The organism is Streptomyces sp. H39-C1 (assembly GCF_027158125.1).
GTDB classification, from domain to species: domain Bacteria; phylum Actinomycetota; class Actinomycetes; order Streptomycetales; family Streptomycetaceae; genus Actinacidiphila; species Actinacidiphila fildesensis.
Map to the genome: position 1 here is coordinate 47,606 of NZ_JAPVLS010000017.1, position 16,186 is coordinate 63,791.

12 protein-coding genes are annotated in these 16,186 nt (G+C 70.6%); 2 read left to right on the forward strand and 10 right to left on the reverse strand.

From position 1 onward, the window contains the following. Positions 1–86 precede the first annotated feature (86 nt). Entirely contained in the window at positions 87–632 is a 546-nt protein-coding gene (locus tag O3W51_RS14005; protein ID WP_381585730.1) for an RNA polymerase sigma factor, read from the forward strand. Here the strand turns inward: O3W51_RS14005 and O3W51_RS14010 are convergent. The 4 genes from O3W51_RS14010 to O3W51_RS14025 all read right to left on the reverse strand — a co-directional run bounded on the left by O3W51_RS14010 (position 597) and on the right by O3W51_RS14025 (position 6,397). Continuing rightward, on the reverse strand, positions 597–1,169 hold the full coding sequence (locus O3W51_RS14010; RefSeq protein WP_269285987.1) for an SRPBCC family protein: 573 nt from the start codon (positions 1,167–1,169) through the stop codon (positions 597–599). The genes O3W51_RS14005 and O3W51_RS14010 overlap by 36 nt on opposite strands. A 61-nt stretch (positions 1,170–1,230) precedes the next feature. Beyond that, positions 1,231–2,079: an alpha/beta fold hydrolase gene (locus O3W51_RS14015; RefSeq protein WP_187145132.1), complete on the reverse strand. Its 849-nt coding sequence runs from the start codon at positions 2,077–2,079 to the stop codon at positions 1,231–1,233. A gap of 317 nt (positions 2,080–2,396) precedes the next feature. Beyond that, entirely contained in the window at positions 2,397–4,745 is a 2,349-nt protein-coding gene (locus O3W51_RS14020) for an AbfB domain-containing protein (protein WP_269285989.1), read from the reverse strand. 437 nt (positions 4,746–5,182) lie between these two features. After that, entirely contained in the window at positions 5,183–6,397 is a 1,215-nt protein-coding gene (locus tag O3W51_RS14025; RefSeq protein ID WP_269285991.1) for a glycoside hydrolase family 6 protein, read from the reverse strand. A 393-nt stretch (positions 6,398–6,790) separates the two neighbouring features. Between O3W51_RS14025 and O3W51_RS14030 the strand changes: the two genes are divergently transcribed. Next, positions 6,791–8,581 carry a cellulase family glycosylhydrolase gene (locus O3W51_RS14030; protein WP_138354253.1) on the forward strand — a complete coding sequence of 597 codons (1,791 nt, stop codon included), beginning with the start codon at positions 6,791–6,793 and terminating at the stop codon, positions 8,579–8,581. Between the two features lie 70 nt (positions 8,582–8,651). Here O3W51_RS14030 and O3W51_RS14035 read toward each other — a convergent pair whose 3' ends face one another. The 6 genes from O3W51_RS14035 to O3W51_RS14060 form a co-directional block, all read right to left on the reverse strand. Continuing rightward, positions 8,652–9,752 (reverse strand): aldose epimerase family protein, encoded by a 1,101-nt coding sequence (locus tag O3W51_RS14035; protein ID WP_138354219.1) that lies wholly within the window; start codon positions 9,750–9,752, stop codon positions 8,652–8,654. Positions 9,753–9,823: 71 nt separating this feature from the next. Next, positions 9,824–10,840 (reverse strand): LacI family DNA-binding transcriptional regulator, encoded by a 1,017-nt coding sequence (locus tag O3W51_RS14040; RefSeq protein ID WP_138354218.1) that lies wholly within the window; start codon positions 10,838–10,840, stop codon positions 9,824–9,826. A 134-nt stretch (positions 10,841–10,974) separates the two neighbouring features. Beyond that, a complete protein-coding gene (locus O3W51_RS14045) occupies positions 10,975–12,006 on the reverse strand; it encodes an ABC transporter permease (protein ID WP_138354217.1) in 1,032 nt (343 codons plus the stop codon). After that, positions 12,003–12,974: an ABC transporter permease gene (locus O3W51_RS14050; RefSeq protein ID WP_138354216.1), complete on the reverse strand. Its 972-nt coding sequence runs from the start codon at positions 12,972–12,974 to the stop codon at positions 12,003–12,005. The genes O3W51_RS14045 and O3W51_RS14050 overlap by 4 nt, the downstream gene beginning before the upstream one ends. Next, positions 12,971–14,629 (reverse strand): sugar ABC transporter ATP-binding protein, encoded by a 1,659-nt coding sequence (locus O3W51_RS14055; protein WP_269285995.1) that lies wholly within the window; start codon positions 14,627–14,629, stop codon positions 12,971–12,973. Before O3W51_RS14055 ends, O3W51_RS14050 begins: the two co-directional genes overlap by 4 nt. 109 nt (positions 14,630–14,738) lie before the next feature. Beyond that, positions 14,739–15,821, reverse strand: coding sequence for an ABC transporter substrate-binding protein (locus O3W51_RS14060; RefSeq protein WP_198357603.1), 1,083 nt, complete (start codon positions 15,819–15,821; stop codon positions 14,739–14,741). Between the last annotated feature and the right edge of the window lie 365 nt (positions 15,822–16,186).

Below are 16,186 nucleotides of genomic sequence, written 5' to 3' on the forward strand. Positions count from 1 at the left end.
GTCGGAGGCACTGAACACCGCGGGAACGGCCCTCGCAGGGCAGCCCGGAGCCGGTGTTAGAGTCGGCCCCGGCCGATGGGGGCGCAGTGGCGGAAGAAGCCGGCGAGAGCCGTGCGGGGGAGCGGGATCCGGCTGTACTGGCCCTGCTGGTGGCGGGCGCGCAGCGCGGCGACCGGCTGGCGATGGACGAACTGCTCACCGTCCTCACCCCGTACGTCGGCCGGATCTGCGGCCCGGTGGCCCTGGAGGACGGGGACGACGCGGCGCAGGAGGCGCTGATCGCGGTATTCCGTCACATCCGGCAGTTGAAGGAGCCCGCGGCGCTCTTCGGCTGGGTACGGGTGATCGCCGTCCGTGAAGCCGTCCGCCTCGCCGGACAGCGGCAGCGGACGGTGCCGGCGGAACTGTCAGAACTGCCCGCGCCGGGCGACCCGGAACTCGCCCAGGACATCGGGGATGTGCTGCGCAGACTCTCGCCCGAGCACCGCGCCGTCCTGATGCTCCGTCACGTCGAGGGGCTGGACGAGCAGGAAGTGGCGCGGGTGCTCGCGGTACCGCTGGGGACCGTCAGATCCCGGCTGTTCCGTGCCAGAAGGTCATTCCGGGGCGCCTGGGGCGGCGCCGGGAAGTGACCGTGCGTCGATCCGCCCCTGCAGTGCGGCCATCAGGGCGGCGCCGCGCGCCCGCGCCCCGGGCCGGCGCAGCCACTGGAGGGCGGCGCCGGCCGGGGAGCGGTAAGCGCTGAAGAAGGCGAACCGGGTGCCCGTCCCCTCGGGCACCGCGGCCATGCCACCGGCCAGCAGCCGGCTCTGCATCAGACACCAGCCCGGCCGCAGCACGACCTCGAACCGCTCCCGGTGGCCCAGAACGCTCACCGCCCGGAAGGACAGCCGGTCGTCGGACGGTCGGTCGTCGGCTGCCCGTCGGTCGTCGTCGGTCCGCTGATCCGCAGTCCGCCGGTCCGCTGCCCGTTCCGCGGTGAACGAGCGCAGCCCAGGGATGAGGTGCGGCAGTTCGCCCTCGAGGTCGGCTGCCACCGCCCACACCTGGTCCGGGGCGGCGTCGAAGTGGCGCTCGACGTAAAAGGCGTGTTTCGAAGCCCCCGCGACCACCTTCAGACGCCGCAGCGGATCCAGACCGGCCTGCGGCCAGCCGGCGTCGTCGCTCATCGGGCATCGCCCATCGGATCGGCTCCCCTTCGCACGGTCTGCGGGAGAGCGTCGCATCAACTCAGCTCGCGAACAAACGCCTGGCCGCCGCCACGACCAGCTCGGGCCGCTCGTGCTGCGGGCAGTGCCCGCACCCCGGGAGCACCTCGACGGCCAGTGCGTCGGCGAAGAGCTCACCGCCCGCCAGCAGCCCCGGCGGGATGACCACGTCGCGCTCTCCCGCCAGGATCACGGTCGGGACCGTCAGCCGCAGGGAATGGAACTCCTTGCGGCGCAGGGCCGCGATGTCGTGCGCCACGAACGCGCGGTGGATCCCCTCACCGGCTCGCGCGCTGTGCGGTTGCCGGGCCGCGGTGGCGAACTCCTCGATCTCGCCCGCGCGCCAGGCCGCGCGGTCGGCCACCCCGCGCCGCAACAAGTAGCGGGTGAAGGCGGGCCAGCGCCGCAGGACCTGACGGCCGAGCGGTGGCCACTCCAGCAGCACGGTGTACCAGAAGCGCCAGGCGTGCCGGAGGGTGTTCCGGCGGGTCGGCCAGGGGTGGACCATGTTCAGCGCCAGGAAGTGGCTGAAGCGTTCGGGAGACCGGGCGCACGCGAGGAACCCCGCCCAGGCGCCCCAGTCATGGGCGAGCAGCCGCACCCGCTCCAGCCCGAGCGCGTCCAGCACCGCGACGAGGTCCGCCGCCCGCCGGTCCGTGCCGTAGCCGCCGGATGACGCCTGCGACCAGCCGAAGCCGGGCATGTCCAGGCAGATCAGCCGGTACTCGCCGGCCAGTCCCGGCAGGAGGTGCCGCCAGGTGTACCAGTGCTGGGGGAAGCCATGGACGAGCAGCACCGGAGGTGCGCCCGGGTCGCCGGCCTCGGCGTAGTGCAACCGGACGCCGTCGACCGTGACGTGGTGATGGCGCACTCCCGGAACGGGAGGGTAGGGCCGGGGAGACGACGTCCCCCCGGCCGTCTCCTGCGGTGTCGCTGTTCCGGCCGTCCGCGGTGTGCGGGCTCCGGGTGTCCTCTGGACCGGCATGGGACCGCCTTCCGTGTGTTGTGCCTTTGTCCCTGTGCCGGTGGAGAGGGCGGCGGCGGTCCGTGCAATCCCCGGGCCGCCCGGATTTCCGTGTGCGGTGGGTCACACGCGGGGCGCCGGGTGGCGGCTGGAGGGGTGAGAAGGGAGGCGAACCCCTTCCAGCCGCCGGTCAGGGCGTCCCGTGGTTCGGCGTCGTGGTCAGCTCACGGCGCCCAGGGCGGGTCGACGGCCCAGGTGGTGTCCTCGGTGAAGGTGGCCGGGTTGTCCCAGGTGTGACCGCCGCCCGGAGTGGCCAGCCAGACCTCGGCGTTGATGTGCCGGATATAGCTCCCCGGGTAGTTGGCGGCCGAGAACCGGACGCCGCCGTTGCCCTGGACGGCGCAGAAGGTGGCGTCGGCCTTGAAGAGCGCCGATCCGTCGTCGGGATCCCGCCGGACCCGGAAGTTCTGGTGGCGGAGGAACTCGCCGGGGAAGTTGTGGGATTCGAAGGAGTAGCAGGCGCTGTTGGCGAGGCCGGTGACGATCTTCCACGTCGCGTCGCTCTTCAGCACCGCGCTGCTGTTGCCGTCGACGACCTCGGTGTAGGCCAGTGCGTTGGTGTGCCGCAGATACCGGTTGGTGAAGCCCGGTGTGGTGACCCGCAGGGACTTGTACTGGCCGACGGGGAGGACGACCGGTGGCGGCGGGTTTAGGGAGGCGCTGATCAGTGCCTGGTTGGCGGCCTTCACCCGGGCCGCGTCGACCTTCATCACCTGGCGGTCGTAGGTGAGCAGGCCGTTGACCTCGTTCTCGACATCGGTGATCTCGGTGTAGACCGACGCGGAGAGGCCGGCGGGCAGCTGGTTGAGGCGGATGGCGTCCAGCAGCCCGGCGAACCGGTCGTTGAGGGCCGTCAGGGTCGGCTGGTCCTCGTAGCTGAAACCGCCACCCGGATACCACTCATGGCCCGCCACCTTGAAGCCGAGCCCGCCGTACTCACCCAGCACGGCGGCACGGGTGGGGCTGGGAGCGGTGTTGCCCGGCCCGACGTAGTTGTGGTTGTCGACGACGTCCCCGTTGCCGCCGTCGACGGAGCCGCAGCAGTTGACGCCGCTCATGTTGTCGACGAGGCGGGACGGGTCGTAGGCCTTGACGTCATTGGCGATACGGGCCTGGTCGTACTGGCCCCAGCCCTCGTTCTGGTCCACCCACTGGATCAGCGCGGGGGAGCTGCGGTGCTGGTCGATGACGGCGTGGAACTCGGTCTCCCACTGGGCACGCGCCGCGCTGTCCGGTGACTTGCCGGTGTCCATGGCGGGCATGTCCTGCCACACCAGCAGGCCGAGCCGGTCGGCCCAGTAGAACCAGCGCTGCGGTTCGACCTTGATGTGCTTGCGGACCATGTTGAAGCCCAGGTCCTTGTGCGCCTGCAGATCGGACCTGAGCGCGGCGTCGGTCGGCGCGGTGTAGATGCCGTCGGGCCAGAAACCCTGGTCGAGGGTGCCGCTCTGGAAGACGAACTTCCCGTTCAGGACGGGCCGCATGATGTTGTCGACCTTGGCGAGCGCGATCGAGCGCATCCCGGTGTAACTGCCGACCGAGTCGACGGTCGCGCCGCCGCTGGTGAGATCGGCGCGCACGTCGTACAGGAACGGGTCGTCCGGGCTCCACCGATGCGCGTTGGGAACGGCGACGGAGAACTCGGTGCCGACGGGTCCGGTCGCGGTGCCGACCGTGCCGCCCGCGGCGGAGACGGTGACCCTGGCACTCTGGCCGCTGATGCCGTCGCCTCTGACGGTGACGCGCAGCGTGTTGTTCGCCAGGTTCGGAGTCATGTCCACGCGGGTGATGTGCGCGGCGGCGACGGGCTCCAGCCAGACGGTCTGCCAGATTCCGGAGGCCGCGGTGTAGAAGATCCCGCCGCCCGGGTGCGGGGCGACATCGTTGATCCGCTGTTTGCCGACGGCCTGGCCGCCAGTCTGGGTCGGGTCGTAGACGGAGACCACGACGGTGTTGGAACCGCCGGTCAGCAGCGAGGTGATGTCGTAGCTGAAGGCGTCGTAGCCGCCCTTGTGCACCGCCCCGGCCTGACGGCCGTTGACCCACACCGTCGTCTGCCAGTCGGAGGCGCCGAAGTTGAGCTGTACGCGGCGGCCGTTCCAGGTGGAGGGGACGGTGAACGTGCGCTTGTACCAGAGCTTGTCGTTCTGGGTGATCTTGCGCTGGATGCCCGAAAGTGCGGACTCGGCGACGAACGGGACGCGGATCTGCTCGCCGAACACTGCGGGCTGGCCGGCGTCACGGCCGGTGACGGCGAAATCCCAGATGCCGTTGAGATTGGCCCAGTCGGGCCGGGTGAGCTGGGGGCGGGGGTACTCGGGCAGCGGGTTGTCGACCGAAACCTGGTTCGTCCAGGGGGTGGTCATGGGGGAGGGCTTCGGCGACCAGGTGGCGGCACTGGCCGGCGCCGGACCGAGCGCGGCCAGCGCGCCGGTGGCGAGCGCCAGGACCGCGAACGCGGAGACGAGCCGGCGCCGCCAGGGCGGGTTCCCGGTGCCGGGTGGGCGTTTCATCAGAGCGGCTCCTTCGTGGGGGTGGGCCGTGCTGGGTCCGTCGGTGCCGTGCAAGTCCTTCTGTGGCAGGGGGTGTTGGAAGCAGTTCTTCTAACGTTGGAAATGCCATGTCCAGCGGAATGACAGCACGCCGCCAAGTCACTGTCCAGACCTCCGGCAGCAATCAGCCACTGCGGTACGGGGGTTGTGGGGGACCCGGCAAGGGTGCGGCACCGGCGCGGCCTGGAGTTTTACCGTCGGTACAGGGGCGGGATGGTCCGTCGTTGTCATTTAACGATGTAAAGCGCAACGCCACCCCGTCCGACCGGAACCGCGAGGGTCCGGTCGGACGGGGTGGCGTTGGTGGTGGCCGGGTGCGGGGAGATGCGTTGAGAACGCCGGGGGGGCCTGGAGGCACGCGGTGCGGTCCGGTCAGGTGTGCCGCACCGCGTACCGGTTTACGGCCGACCCAGGTTCCAGGTCAGGGCTGGACGAGCCCGTTCCGCCAGACCGTGGGCCTGGTCCGCCCACCAGACGCCGGCGGCCGGGTCGGTGATGCCGTACTCCGGATCGGTGGTTCCCGAAGTGCCGCGGGTGCAACTGCCGTCGGACTCCCCGGGGACCTTGATCCACAGGAACGCGTCGAGCAGCGGGACGCCGGTGTTGCTGGTCGGACGGGTGCCCAGTCCGCGTCCTGGAGGGTTGCACCAGGTCTGCGGGTCGCTGTAGTCGGCGGTCGGGGTCCACGGGCCCTGGCCGTTGCGGCTGCTGTCGATCACGAAGTGCGGGAGCACGGCCGCGGCGGGCACATGGCTCGCGTACCAGGCGTCCGCGTCGGCGGCCGGCCAGTACTGGTTCGCGCAGTCGCCGCCCGTCGCACCGGGAACGTTGCGCAGGTACCAGGTGCACTGCGCGACCTGGGTGCCGTAACGGATCAGGTCCGCGTCGGTCTGGTAGTTGGAGACGTTCAGGAAGAAGCCCTGTGCCTGGGCGATACCGCCTTCGACCAGCAATCCGGCCATCACCCCCACGTTCTGCCAGGCGCTGTGCCCGGCGTCGAGATAGACGACCGCGCCGGACTGCCGCTCCAGTCGTTGGACGGCGGCACGGATCTCGGCGATGCGGTCCGTCTGCTGGGCGGCGGTGCCGCCGCAATAAGCCGGGCTCAGTGCCAGACCGTCCGGTTCCAGGATGACGACGGTGCGGTGGCTGCCGATGCCGCGGGCGAGAGCGTCGATCCACGCGGCGTACTCGGTGGAGTTCGACGCGCCGCCCGCCGAGTACTGCGAGCAGTCGCGGCCCGGCACGTTGTAGGCCACCGCCACCGGCACCTGGCCCTGCAACGCGGCCTTGGCCTGCAGCTTCGCCATGTCGGCGGTCGTCTGTTGGGGCGTGCTCGTGCCGTTGAACCACTGCGCGACCGGCCAGGAGGCCAGCTTCGCCATGGACAGGGCGCCGGCGTAGTCGTGCGCCCTGAGGTCGGCCACCGCCTGGTGCGCCGCCTTGCTGTCGAGGTCGGTGTAGAAGCGGGTGGCGGCCGGGACCGAGTGGTCGGCGGTCGTGGTGGTGGCGCCTGAGGCCGGAGTGGACAGGACACAGAGCGCGGTCGCTATGGCGGCCGCCGTGGCGGTGAGGAACGTGGTCCAACGACGGATATATGGGAGCGCTCCCACATTTTTTCGGTTCATCGTGCCCACTTCTCTTCGATTCGCATCAGGAATGTTCGTTCAAGAAATGAACGCTGTTCGGCATCTTGACGCCGTCTGCAGGCGTCGCTTCTATGGCGCGGGGCCACTGTGGTCGTTCGTTGCTATGAAAACTGAAGGAATCGTGCCGCAGATCCCTTCTCCTGACCAGTCCCTTGACGCGGATTGCGGAGGTGAAGTTCCGAGATAAGTGGAAGCGCTCCCACACGTGAATGATCAGAGCCGCACCACCAGGGCCGCACCATCCCGAGCTGAAACCGTCAGAGCTGAACTGTCAGAAGAGCTGAATCGTCAGAGAGGACCAGGGACGTGTTCCATCTCTTGCGCCGACTGCGCACGGCCGGCACCGCCGTCGCGGTCATGGCCGCGCTGCTCATCCCGCTCGCCGGAACCCAGGGCGCGCAGGCCGCCGACACCGCCTTACCCACCCGTACCGAGCCCGCCGCACCCTCAGCCGCACCCGCAGCCGCCGTCGGAGCGGGCTACTGGCACACCAGCGGACGGCAGATCCTGGACGCGGCCAACCAGCCGGTCCGGATCGCCGGAGTGAACTGGTTCGGGTTCGAGACCGCCAACTACGTGCCGCACGGCCTCTGGTCGCGCGACTACAAGAGCATGATCGACCAGATGAAGTCGCTGGGCTACAACACGATCCGGCTGCCGTACAGCGACGACATCTTCAAAGGCACCGTCCCGAACGGCATCAACACCTCCGGCGGCATGAACGCGGATCTCCCGGGTCTGACGTCGCTCCAGGTGATGGACAAGATCGTCAACTATGCCGGGACGATCGGCCTCAAGGTCATCCTGGACCGGCACCGTCCCGACTCCAGCGCCCAGTCGGCGCTCTGGTACACCGGCGCGGTCCCCGAGTCGACCTGGATCGGCGACCTCACCGCCCTCGCGACCCGCTACCGGGGCAACCCCGCCGTCATAGGCATCGATCTGCACAACGAACCGCACGATCCGGCCTGTTGGGGCTGCGGCGACACCTCCGTCGACTGGCGGCTGGCGGCCGAGCGCGGCGGGAACGCGGTGCTCGCGGCCAACCCGTCCCTCCTCGTCTTCGTCGAGGGCATCCAGACCTACAACGGCGACTCGTACTGGTGGGGCGGCAACCTGCAGGGCGCCGGCCAGAACCCGGTCCGGCTGAACGTCGCCAACCGGCTCGTGTACTCCGCGCACGACTACGCGACCAGCGTCTTCGCCCAGACCTGGTTCAGCGACCCCACCTTCCCCAACAACATGGCGGGCATCTGGAACAAGAACTGGGGCTATCTCTTCCAGCAGAACACCGCCCCGGTCTGGCTGGGGGAGTTCGGCACCACCCTGCAGTCCTCCGTGGACCAGACCTGGCTCAGGACGCTGGTGCAGTATCTGCGGCCCACGGCCCAGTACGGGGGCGACGCCTTCCAGTGGACGTTCTGGTCCTGGAACCCCAACTCCGGTGACACCGGCGGGATCCTCAACGACGACTGGACCAGCGTCAACACCGCCAAGGACGCCTATCTGAGCAGCATCAAGGCGCCCTCCTTCGGCTCCGGCGGCGGAGGCGGCGACACCCAGCCGCCGAGTGCTCCCGCGAACGTCGCGGTCACCGGAACCACCAGCAGCACCGCTTCCCTCTCCTGGGGCGCGGCCACCGACAACGTGGGCGTCACCGGCTACGACGTCTACCGTGGCGGCGCGCTGGCCGGCAGCAGTACCGGGACCACCTACACCGACACGGGTCTGACCCCGTCGACCGCGTACGTCTACACCGTCAAGGCCCATGACGCGGCCGGGAACGCCTCGCCCGCGTCCGGTGCCGTCACCGCCACCACGGCCTCCGGCGGAGGTGGCGGGGGGTCCGGGTGCGTGGCGGGCTGGCATGTCGACAGCCAGTGGACCCCGGGCTTCAACGCCACCGTCACCGTCACCAATTCGGGGACAGCGCCGAGTAGGTCCTGGACGGTCAACTGGACCTGGCCCGACGGGCAGCACGTGTCCAGCTTCTGGAACGCGGCCGTCCAGCAGTCCGGTACGGGGGTGAGTGCCGCGAACCTCGCGTACAACGGCGTGATCGCTCCCGGCGCGTCGACCTCCTTCGGAATCCAGGGCACCTGGAGCGGCACCAACACGTCGCCCACGCTGACCTGTACCGCGTCCTGACCGGTTCAGCGCTCCTGACCGGCTTCCGTGGGGCGGCACACCGCCGCCCCACGGGACCACCGACGCACGCTCAGAGCAGGTGGGGGAAGCGGAATTCGGTGCGGCTGCGGAAAGCGGAGCCGGGACGCAGCACGGTCGTGGGGTAGGAAGGCCGGTTCGGTGAGTCGGGGAAGTGCTGGGTCTCCAGGCAGACGGCTCCGTGCCGCTCATGGCGGTTGCCTTCGGCGTCGGTGAGCGAGCCGTCGAGGTGGTTGGACGTATAGACCTGGAGGCCGGGCTCGGTCGTCCAGACCTGGAGTTCCCGGCCGGACGCGGGATCGCGCAGCAGGGCGGCGGCCCGCAGACCGTCAGGACCCTCCGGCGGGCGCAGGACCCAGCAATGGTCGTATCCGTTGGCGTCCTTCAGCTGCGGATGGTCCGTCGCCAGGCCGTCGCCCAGCCGCCGAGGTGCGGTGAAGTCGAAGGGCGTGCCGGCCACTTCCCGGGCCGGGCCGAGCGGGATCGCGTCCGCCGACACCGGGAGATAGCTGTCCGCGCCGACGCTCAGCCAGTGGTCCAGCACAGCGCCCGGCCCCGACCCAGCCCCTGCCCCCACCCCCGCTCCCGTTCCCGCCAGGTTGAAGTAGGCGTGGTGGGTGAGGTTGATGACCGTCGGCCGGTCGGTGACGGCTTCGAAGGTGACGGAGAGCGTGCCCCGGTCGTCGAGCGCGTACGTCGCCGTCACCGTCAGCTCACCGGGGAATCCCATGTCGCCGTCGGGGCTGCGCAGCGTCAGCCGTACGTCGGCGCCGTCGCCGACCGGTTCCGCCTGCCACACCCGGCTGTTGAAACCCTCGGGGCCGCCGTGCAGGGCGTGCCCGTGGTCGTTGGCCGGTATGTGGTGTTCCTGCCCGTCGAGGGTGAACCGGCCGCCCGCGATGCGGTTGGCGTAGCGCCCGACCAGGGCTCCGACATACGGGTTCGGTGCGGCGTAGCTCTCCAGGTCCGGCAGCGCCAGGACGACGGAACAGCTGTGGCCCGCGCGGTCCGGGACCGTGAGGGCGTGCAGGATGCCCCCGTAGGTGAGGACCTCGGCGGTGACTCCGGTCGCCGACCGCAGCGTCCAGCGGTCCACGGCCCGGCCGTCCGGGGTGACGCCGAACGGTTCACGGTGCGCTGCGGGTCGGGGCATGGTGAGTCCTCGGGAAGGGTGCGGTGCTGGACGGATACGCGGCGGTCGGTGCCCATGGAGGGCGGCCCGGATCAGCCCGGCCGGCGGGCGGTGGACTCCCTGGCCACCAGCGTGTAGCCGGGCTGGATCCGCTCCGGCACCAGGTGGGGGGCGCCCGCGAGCCGGGCCACCACCCGCTCGACCGCGAGCCGGGCGATGGCCTGCTTGTCGGGGGAGACCGTGGTGAGGGCGATGGTCGAGAACCGCCCCTCCTCGATGTCGTCGAAGCCGACCACGGCGACATCGTCCGGTACCCGCAGCCCGCGGTCGGTCAGCGCGCGCATCGCGCCGATCGCGATCAGGTCGTTGTACGCGAAGACGGCGTCGGGCCGCTCCCCGCGGTCCAGCAGGGCGTTCATGGCGGCGGCGCCGTCGACCCGGCCGTAGCCGTCGGTGGCGGCCACCAGCGAGTCGTCGCAGGGCAGTCCGGCGGCGGTCAGCTCCTCCCGCCAGCCGCGCAGCCGCAGATGGGCGGGTTGCCTGGCGCTCTCCCTGCGGGCGCCGAGGAACGCGATCCGGCGGTGCCCGAGCCCGGTGAGATGGCGTACGGCGGTGCGCGCGGCGGAGACGTTGTCGATGGCGATCTGGTCGTAGGGCGCGTCGTACTCGCGCTCACCGAGCAGCACCAGCGGGGCGTCATCGGTCCGGCCCAGCAGGTCGGCGGCCTCCAGCTCGATGGGGCTGAGGATGAGGCCGTCGATGACATGGGCGCGGAAGCCCTGGGAGACCAGGATCTCCTTCTGCCGTTCGCCCGCCGTGTGGTCGAGCAGGACGGTGTAGTCGTGCCGGGCGGCGGCGTCGACGACGGCGCCCGCGAGTTCCGCGAAGTACGGGTTGCCCAGTTCGGGGACGGCGAGCGCGATGATTCCGGTGCGGCCCTTGCGCAGATGCCGGGCGGTCAGGTTGGGGCGGTAGCCGAGCTCGTCGATGGCCCGTTGCACCTTCGCGCGCATTCCGGGAGTGACGTGCGGATAGTTGTTGACCACGTTCGAGACGGTCTTGATGGAAACGCCCGCCAGCTGCGCGACGTCCTTGAGGCTGGCGCCCACGAATGTCCTTCCTTCGGCCGAGCTGTCGAGATCCGGGCTGTTGGGGCCCGGCTGTTGAGACCCGGCGGTTTCCGGCCCCAGTGTGCTGCGTCCGGCTCCGCCCGGTCCACGACCGGCGGCGGAGCCGGGCGGGTTCAGGTACTGCGGCGGGCCGTGGACAGATAGCGCTGGGCGACCACCACGAGGATCAGGAAGCCGCCGCTGACGACCGACTGGTAGGAGGAGTTCAGCGAGCCGATCTGGTTGATCAGATTCTGGATCACCGCCAGCAGCAGGACACCCCACAGCGTGCCGGAGACCGACCCCGCGCCGCCGACCAGCAGCGTGCCGCCGATCACCACGGCGGCGATGGCGTCGAGTTCCATCCCTACCCCGATGATGGTGACGCCCGAGGAGAGCCGGGCGGCGTTGAGCGCGCCGGCGAGCCCGGCCAGCAGCCCGCTCAGCACGTAGACCAGGACCTTCGTCCTGGCCACCGGCAGACCCATCAAGGTGGCGGCGTCGCTGCTGCCGCCGACCGCGAACAGGGTCTGGCCGAACGAGGTGCGTTGCAGCACCAGACCGCCGCCCGCGAACAGCGCCAGCGCGATGAACACCGGGTACCCGAAGCCCCCGAGGCTGCCGCCGCCCAGTTCGGCGAAGGCCGAGCCGCGCGGCACGAGATAGGTGGTGGCGCCTTCGTGGGTGAGGGCGAGCAGCAGTCCACGGGCGCCGAGCAGCGAAGCCAGCGTCACGATGAACGGCGCCATGCCGGCCCGCGCGACGAGCAGGCCGTTCACCGCCCCGATCGCCCCGCAGACGGCGAGCGGCACCAGGAGCGCGGGCAGCACGCCCCACTGCGAGGCCCAGGCCGCGAGCACGCCGCCGAGCGCGAAGACGGAACCGACGGACAGGTCGATCCCGCCGGTGATGATCACCAGCGTCATCCCGAGGGCGACGATCGACAGGAAGGACGCCTGGACCGTCACGCCGCGCGCGTTGTCCAGGCTCGCGAAGGACGGGAAGACGAACGAGGAGACGAGAACCACCAGCAGCAGGACCACGAGGACGCCCTGGCGCTGCAGCAGTTCGGCCGCGCGCCGCCGGCCGGTGGGGCGGGCGGCGTACGCCGGGGCCGCCTGTCGGGGGACGGTGGGTGCGGAGGTGGCTTTGACGAGGGATTTCATCGGGATCGACGCTCCCGGGCGACATAGACGGCGACGAGGATGATGGCCGCCTGGGCCATCTGGGCGGTGGAGTCGTGCAGGTTGTGGGTGACCAGGGTGGCGTGCAGCAGCTGCATCAGCAGGGCGCCCGTCACCGTGCCCAGGACCCGTACCGAGCCACCGGTCAGCGGGGTGCCGCCGACGACCACGGCGGTGATGGCGGACAGCTCCATCAGATTGCCGAGCGCGGAGGGATCGCTGGCGGTCAGCCGCGCGGTGGCGAGGACACCGGCCAGCGCCGCCAGGACACCGCACACCACGTACACGCCGATCAGCACGCGCTTGACGGGCAGACCGGCCAGCGCGGCGGCGGCCCGGTTGCCGCCGACCGCGACCAGCTGCCGCCCGAAGGTGGTGCGCTGGACGAGGAACGCGATGACGATCGCGAGCACTCCGGCGATCAGGACGACCAGCGGGATGCCCAGCAGGCTGTCGGTGCCCAGGCCCAACAGGTCGCGGTTCTGAATCTGTTTGAGCTGTCCGTCCGCGATGACCAGCGCCAGACCGCGGCCGCCGACGAACAGCGCGAGGGTGGCGACGATGGGCTGCAGTCCCACGAGGGCGACCAGCGAGCCGTTCACCAGGCCGACCACGACCCCGGCGAACAGCGCGAGCAGCAGCGCCGGGGCCAGGCCGTAGCCGAGGTAGAGCGGCAGCAGCGCGCTGGCGAGCGCCATCGTGGACCCGACCGACAGATCGACGCCCTCGGTGCCGATGACCAGCGCCATGCCGAGCGCGACGATGACGATGGGGGAGACCTGGACGAGCTGGGTGCGCAGATTGCCGACGGTCAGGAAGTGGTCGGTGAAGACCGCGTTGAAGACCAGGAGCGCGGCGACGGCGCCGTAGACGCCGTACCGCTGGAGCAGTCCGGTGACCCGGGACCTGTCGAGGCCGCGGGCGGAGAGGGTGATGGGGACATCGGTCATCGCCGGTCCTCCTTGGGGGCAGCGGGTTCTTCGGGGGCCGCGGATCCCTTCGTCGCACCGACTGTCGCATCAGCTGTCTCATCAGCTGTCTCGTCGGCCAGGACGGCGAGGAGTTCGCTCTCCTCGACCCGGTCGCCGGTCAGTTCGCCCGCCACCGCGCCGCCGCGCAGGACGAGGATGCGGTCGGAGCCCTCGATGAGCTCCTCGATGTCGGAGGAGATCAGCAGCACCGCCAGACCCTCCTGCGCGAGGTCGTCGATCAGCGCCTGCACCTCGGCCTTGGCGCCCACGTCGATGCCGCGGGTGGGCTCGTCGAGCAGCAGGACCTTGGGCTCCAGGCAGAGCCAGCGGGCCAGCAGCACCTTCTGCTGGTTGCCGCCGGACAGTTCGCCGACCTTCTGCTCCGGGCTGGACGCCTTGATCCGCAGCCGCTTCATGAACACGTCGACGATGCGGTCCTGCCGCCCGCGCGAGACGATCCCGGCGCGCGAGAGCCGGGGCAGCGCGGCGAGCACGATGTTCTCCCGGACCGACAGACCGGGGACGATGCCCTCGGCCTTGCGGTCCTCGGGCAGCAGGCTGATCCCGGCCCTGATCGCCGCGGCGGGGGTGAGCCGGCGCAGGGGGCGGCCGCCGACGCTGATCTCGCCGCCGTCCAGCGCCAGCGCCCCGGCCACGGCCTTGGCGGTCTCGCTGCGACCGGAGCCCAGCAGCCCGCCCAGCCCGAGCACTTCGCCCGGATGCAGTTCCAGGCCGACGTCACGCAGTACCTGCCCGCTGGTCAGCCCGGTCGCGGTGAGTACGGGCCGACGTTCGGCCTGGTGCCCGTCGCCGAAACCGGTGGTGCCGTGCCGGCGGACCTCCGCGATCTCGCGGCCGAGCATCATCGACACCAGCCGCATCCGGTCGAGCTCGCGCAGCTCGCCGGTGTGCACATGCCGGCCGTCCCGCAGGACCGTGACGCGGTCGCAGATCCGGTACAGCTCGTCCAGCCGGTGGCTGACGTAGACGATCGCGATGCCGCGGCCGTGCAGCTCGCCGATCACCCGGAAGAGCGTCTCGACCTCGCGGGGTTCGAGCGAGGACGTGGGCTCGTCCATCACGACCACCCGGGCCCGCACGGACACCGCCCGCGCCAGGGCCACCATCTGCTGGGTGCCGACGCCGAGCGTGTGCAGCGGCCGGCGCGGATCGGCCCTGACCCCGAAGCCGGTCAGCAGCTCGGCGGCCTCGCGGTGCATCCGGGGGAAGTCGATCAGACCGAACCGGTTCTTGGGCTCACGGCCGAGGAAGATGTTGCGGGCCACGCTCATCAGGGGGACGAGGTTGACCTCCTGGTAGATGGTCGAGATCCCCGCCTGCTGCGCCTCGTAGGGGCGGTGGAACGAGACCGGGGCGTCGCCGAGCCGCAGCTCCCCGCCGTCCGGGCGGTGGACGCCGGTGAGCAGCTTGATCAGCGTCGACTTGCCGGCGCCGTTCTCCCCGACCAGTGCGTGGATCTCACCGGCCCGCAGGGCGAAGGACACCTCGTCGAGCGCCACCACGCCGGGGAAGCGTTTGCTGACGCGGACGGCCTCCAACACGGCCGGTGCGCCGGGTGGTTCCGCGGTGCCGGCCGGCACGGACGCCGCCTCGACGGCTTCGGATGGTGCCATGGTCGTGGCCTTCCGGGGGAGAGCTGGTGGGGGTCCGGACCGCCCGCGCCGGTGCGGGGGCGGCCCGTCGCGCGGCCTGCGGCCTCGGGCTCGGGGCTGTGGGCCCGGGTCAGTACGCCCCGCCCAGCGACGCCTTGGCGTTGCTGTCGTCGTACGCCCGGTCGGAGATGATCACGTTCTCCGGGATGCCCTCGCCGCCGAAGAACTTCTGGGCGGTGGCGAACGCCAGCGGCCCGAAGCGCGGGTTGGACTCGATGACGGCGTTGTACTCGCCGTTGACCAGCGCCTGGACGGCGTTGCGGGTGCCGTCGACCGACACGATCTTGATGTCCTTGCCCGGCTTCTTGTTCGCGCCCTTGAGCGCGGTGACCGCGCCGAGGCCCATCTCGTCGTTCTCGGCGTAGACGGCGGTGATGTCCGGCTTGGACTGGATGAGCTGCTCCATGACCTGCTGGCCCTTGTCACGGGCGAACTCGCCGGTCTGCTGGGCGACGATCTCCAGTCCGGGCGCCTGGGCCTTGAGCTGGTCCACGAAGCCCTTGGTGCGGTCGGTGGTGACGTTGTTGCCCGACGCCCCGAGCAGGATCGCCACCTTGCCCTTGCCGCCGGTCGCCTTGATCATCGCGTCGGCCGCGCGCTTGCCCTGCTCGACGAAGTTGGAGCCGAGAAAGGCCACATAGTCCTTGCAGGCGGTGGCGTTGAGCTTGCGGTCGATGGTGATGACCGGGACGTGCTTGGCCGCGGCGGCCTGCAGCGCCGGCTCCAGCCCGTCGGAGTTGAGCGGCGCGACGATGAGCAGCTGCGCTCCCTGGGAGAGCATGTCCTGGATGTCGCTGATCTGCTTGGGCAGCTGGGACTGGGCGTTGGTGGTGAGCAGCTTCTTCACACCGAGCTTGGTGGCCTCCTCCTTGATCGACTGGGTCTCCGCGATCCGGAAGGGGTTGGCCTCCTTCTCGGACTGGGAGAAGCCGACCACCGCGTTCTTGAGGTCCAGCTTGGTGGCGCCGTAGCTCTGCAGCGTGCAGCCCGTGCCCGCGGCACCGGTGGTGGGCGCGACGGTCTGCGCTTCCGCGCCGGTGTCGCCGGTGGCCTTGTCGGTCGTCTCCTGCTTCGAGCAGCCGGCGGTCGCCAGCCCGGCCATCACGACGAGTACACAGGCGGCGGCGAGGGTGCGGGATCTCTGGGTGGTCATGCTCACGACACTCCTTGGGTACGACGGCGATGCCGCCGAGCAGTACGTGGTCCGGTCCTGGAGTTCTGCGGGGCGCGCACGCCGGCGGACCGCCGCGCGAGGGGAGCGCGGTGCCCGGGCAGCGAGGTGACGTGCGCCGATACCGGTGATCCGGCGGCTGAGGAGGCTCTCCCGCCACTCGGCTTTACAACGTTATATACGCGCTGCGCGGCGCCGACAAGCGTTCGGTTCCCGCATTTCCAAAATGTGTCCGGCCTGGAACTCGCCATCCGGCACCCATCGTTGATGTCCTGCGTGGACTGCGTGGACTGCGTGGACCTTCTTTCCAACGATGCATGCCGAAATGCCGGTCGGGCCCCCCCCAC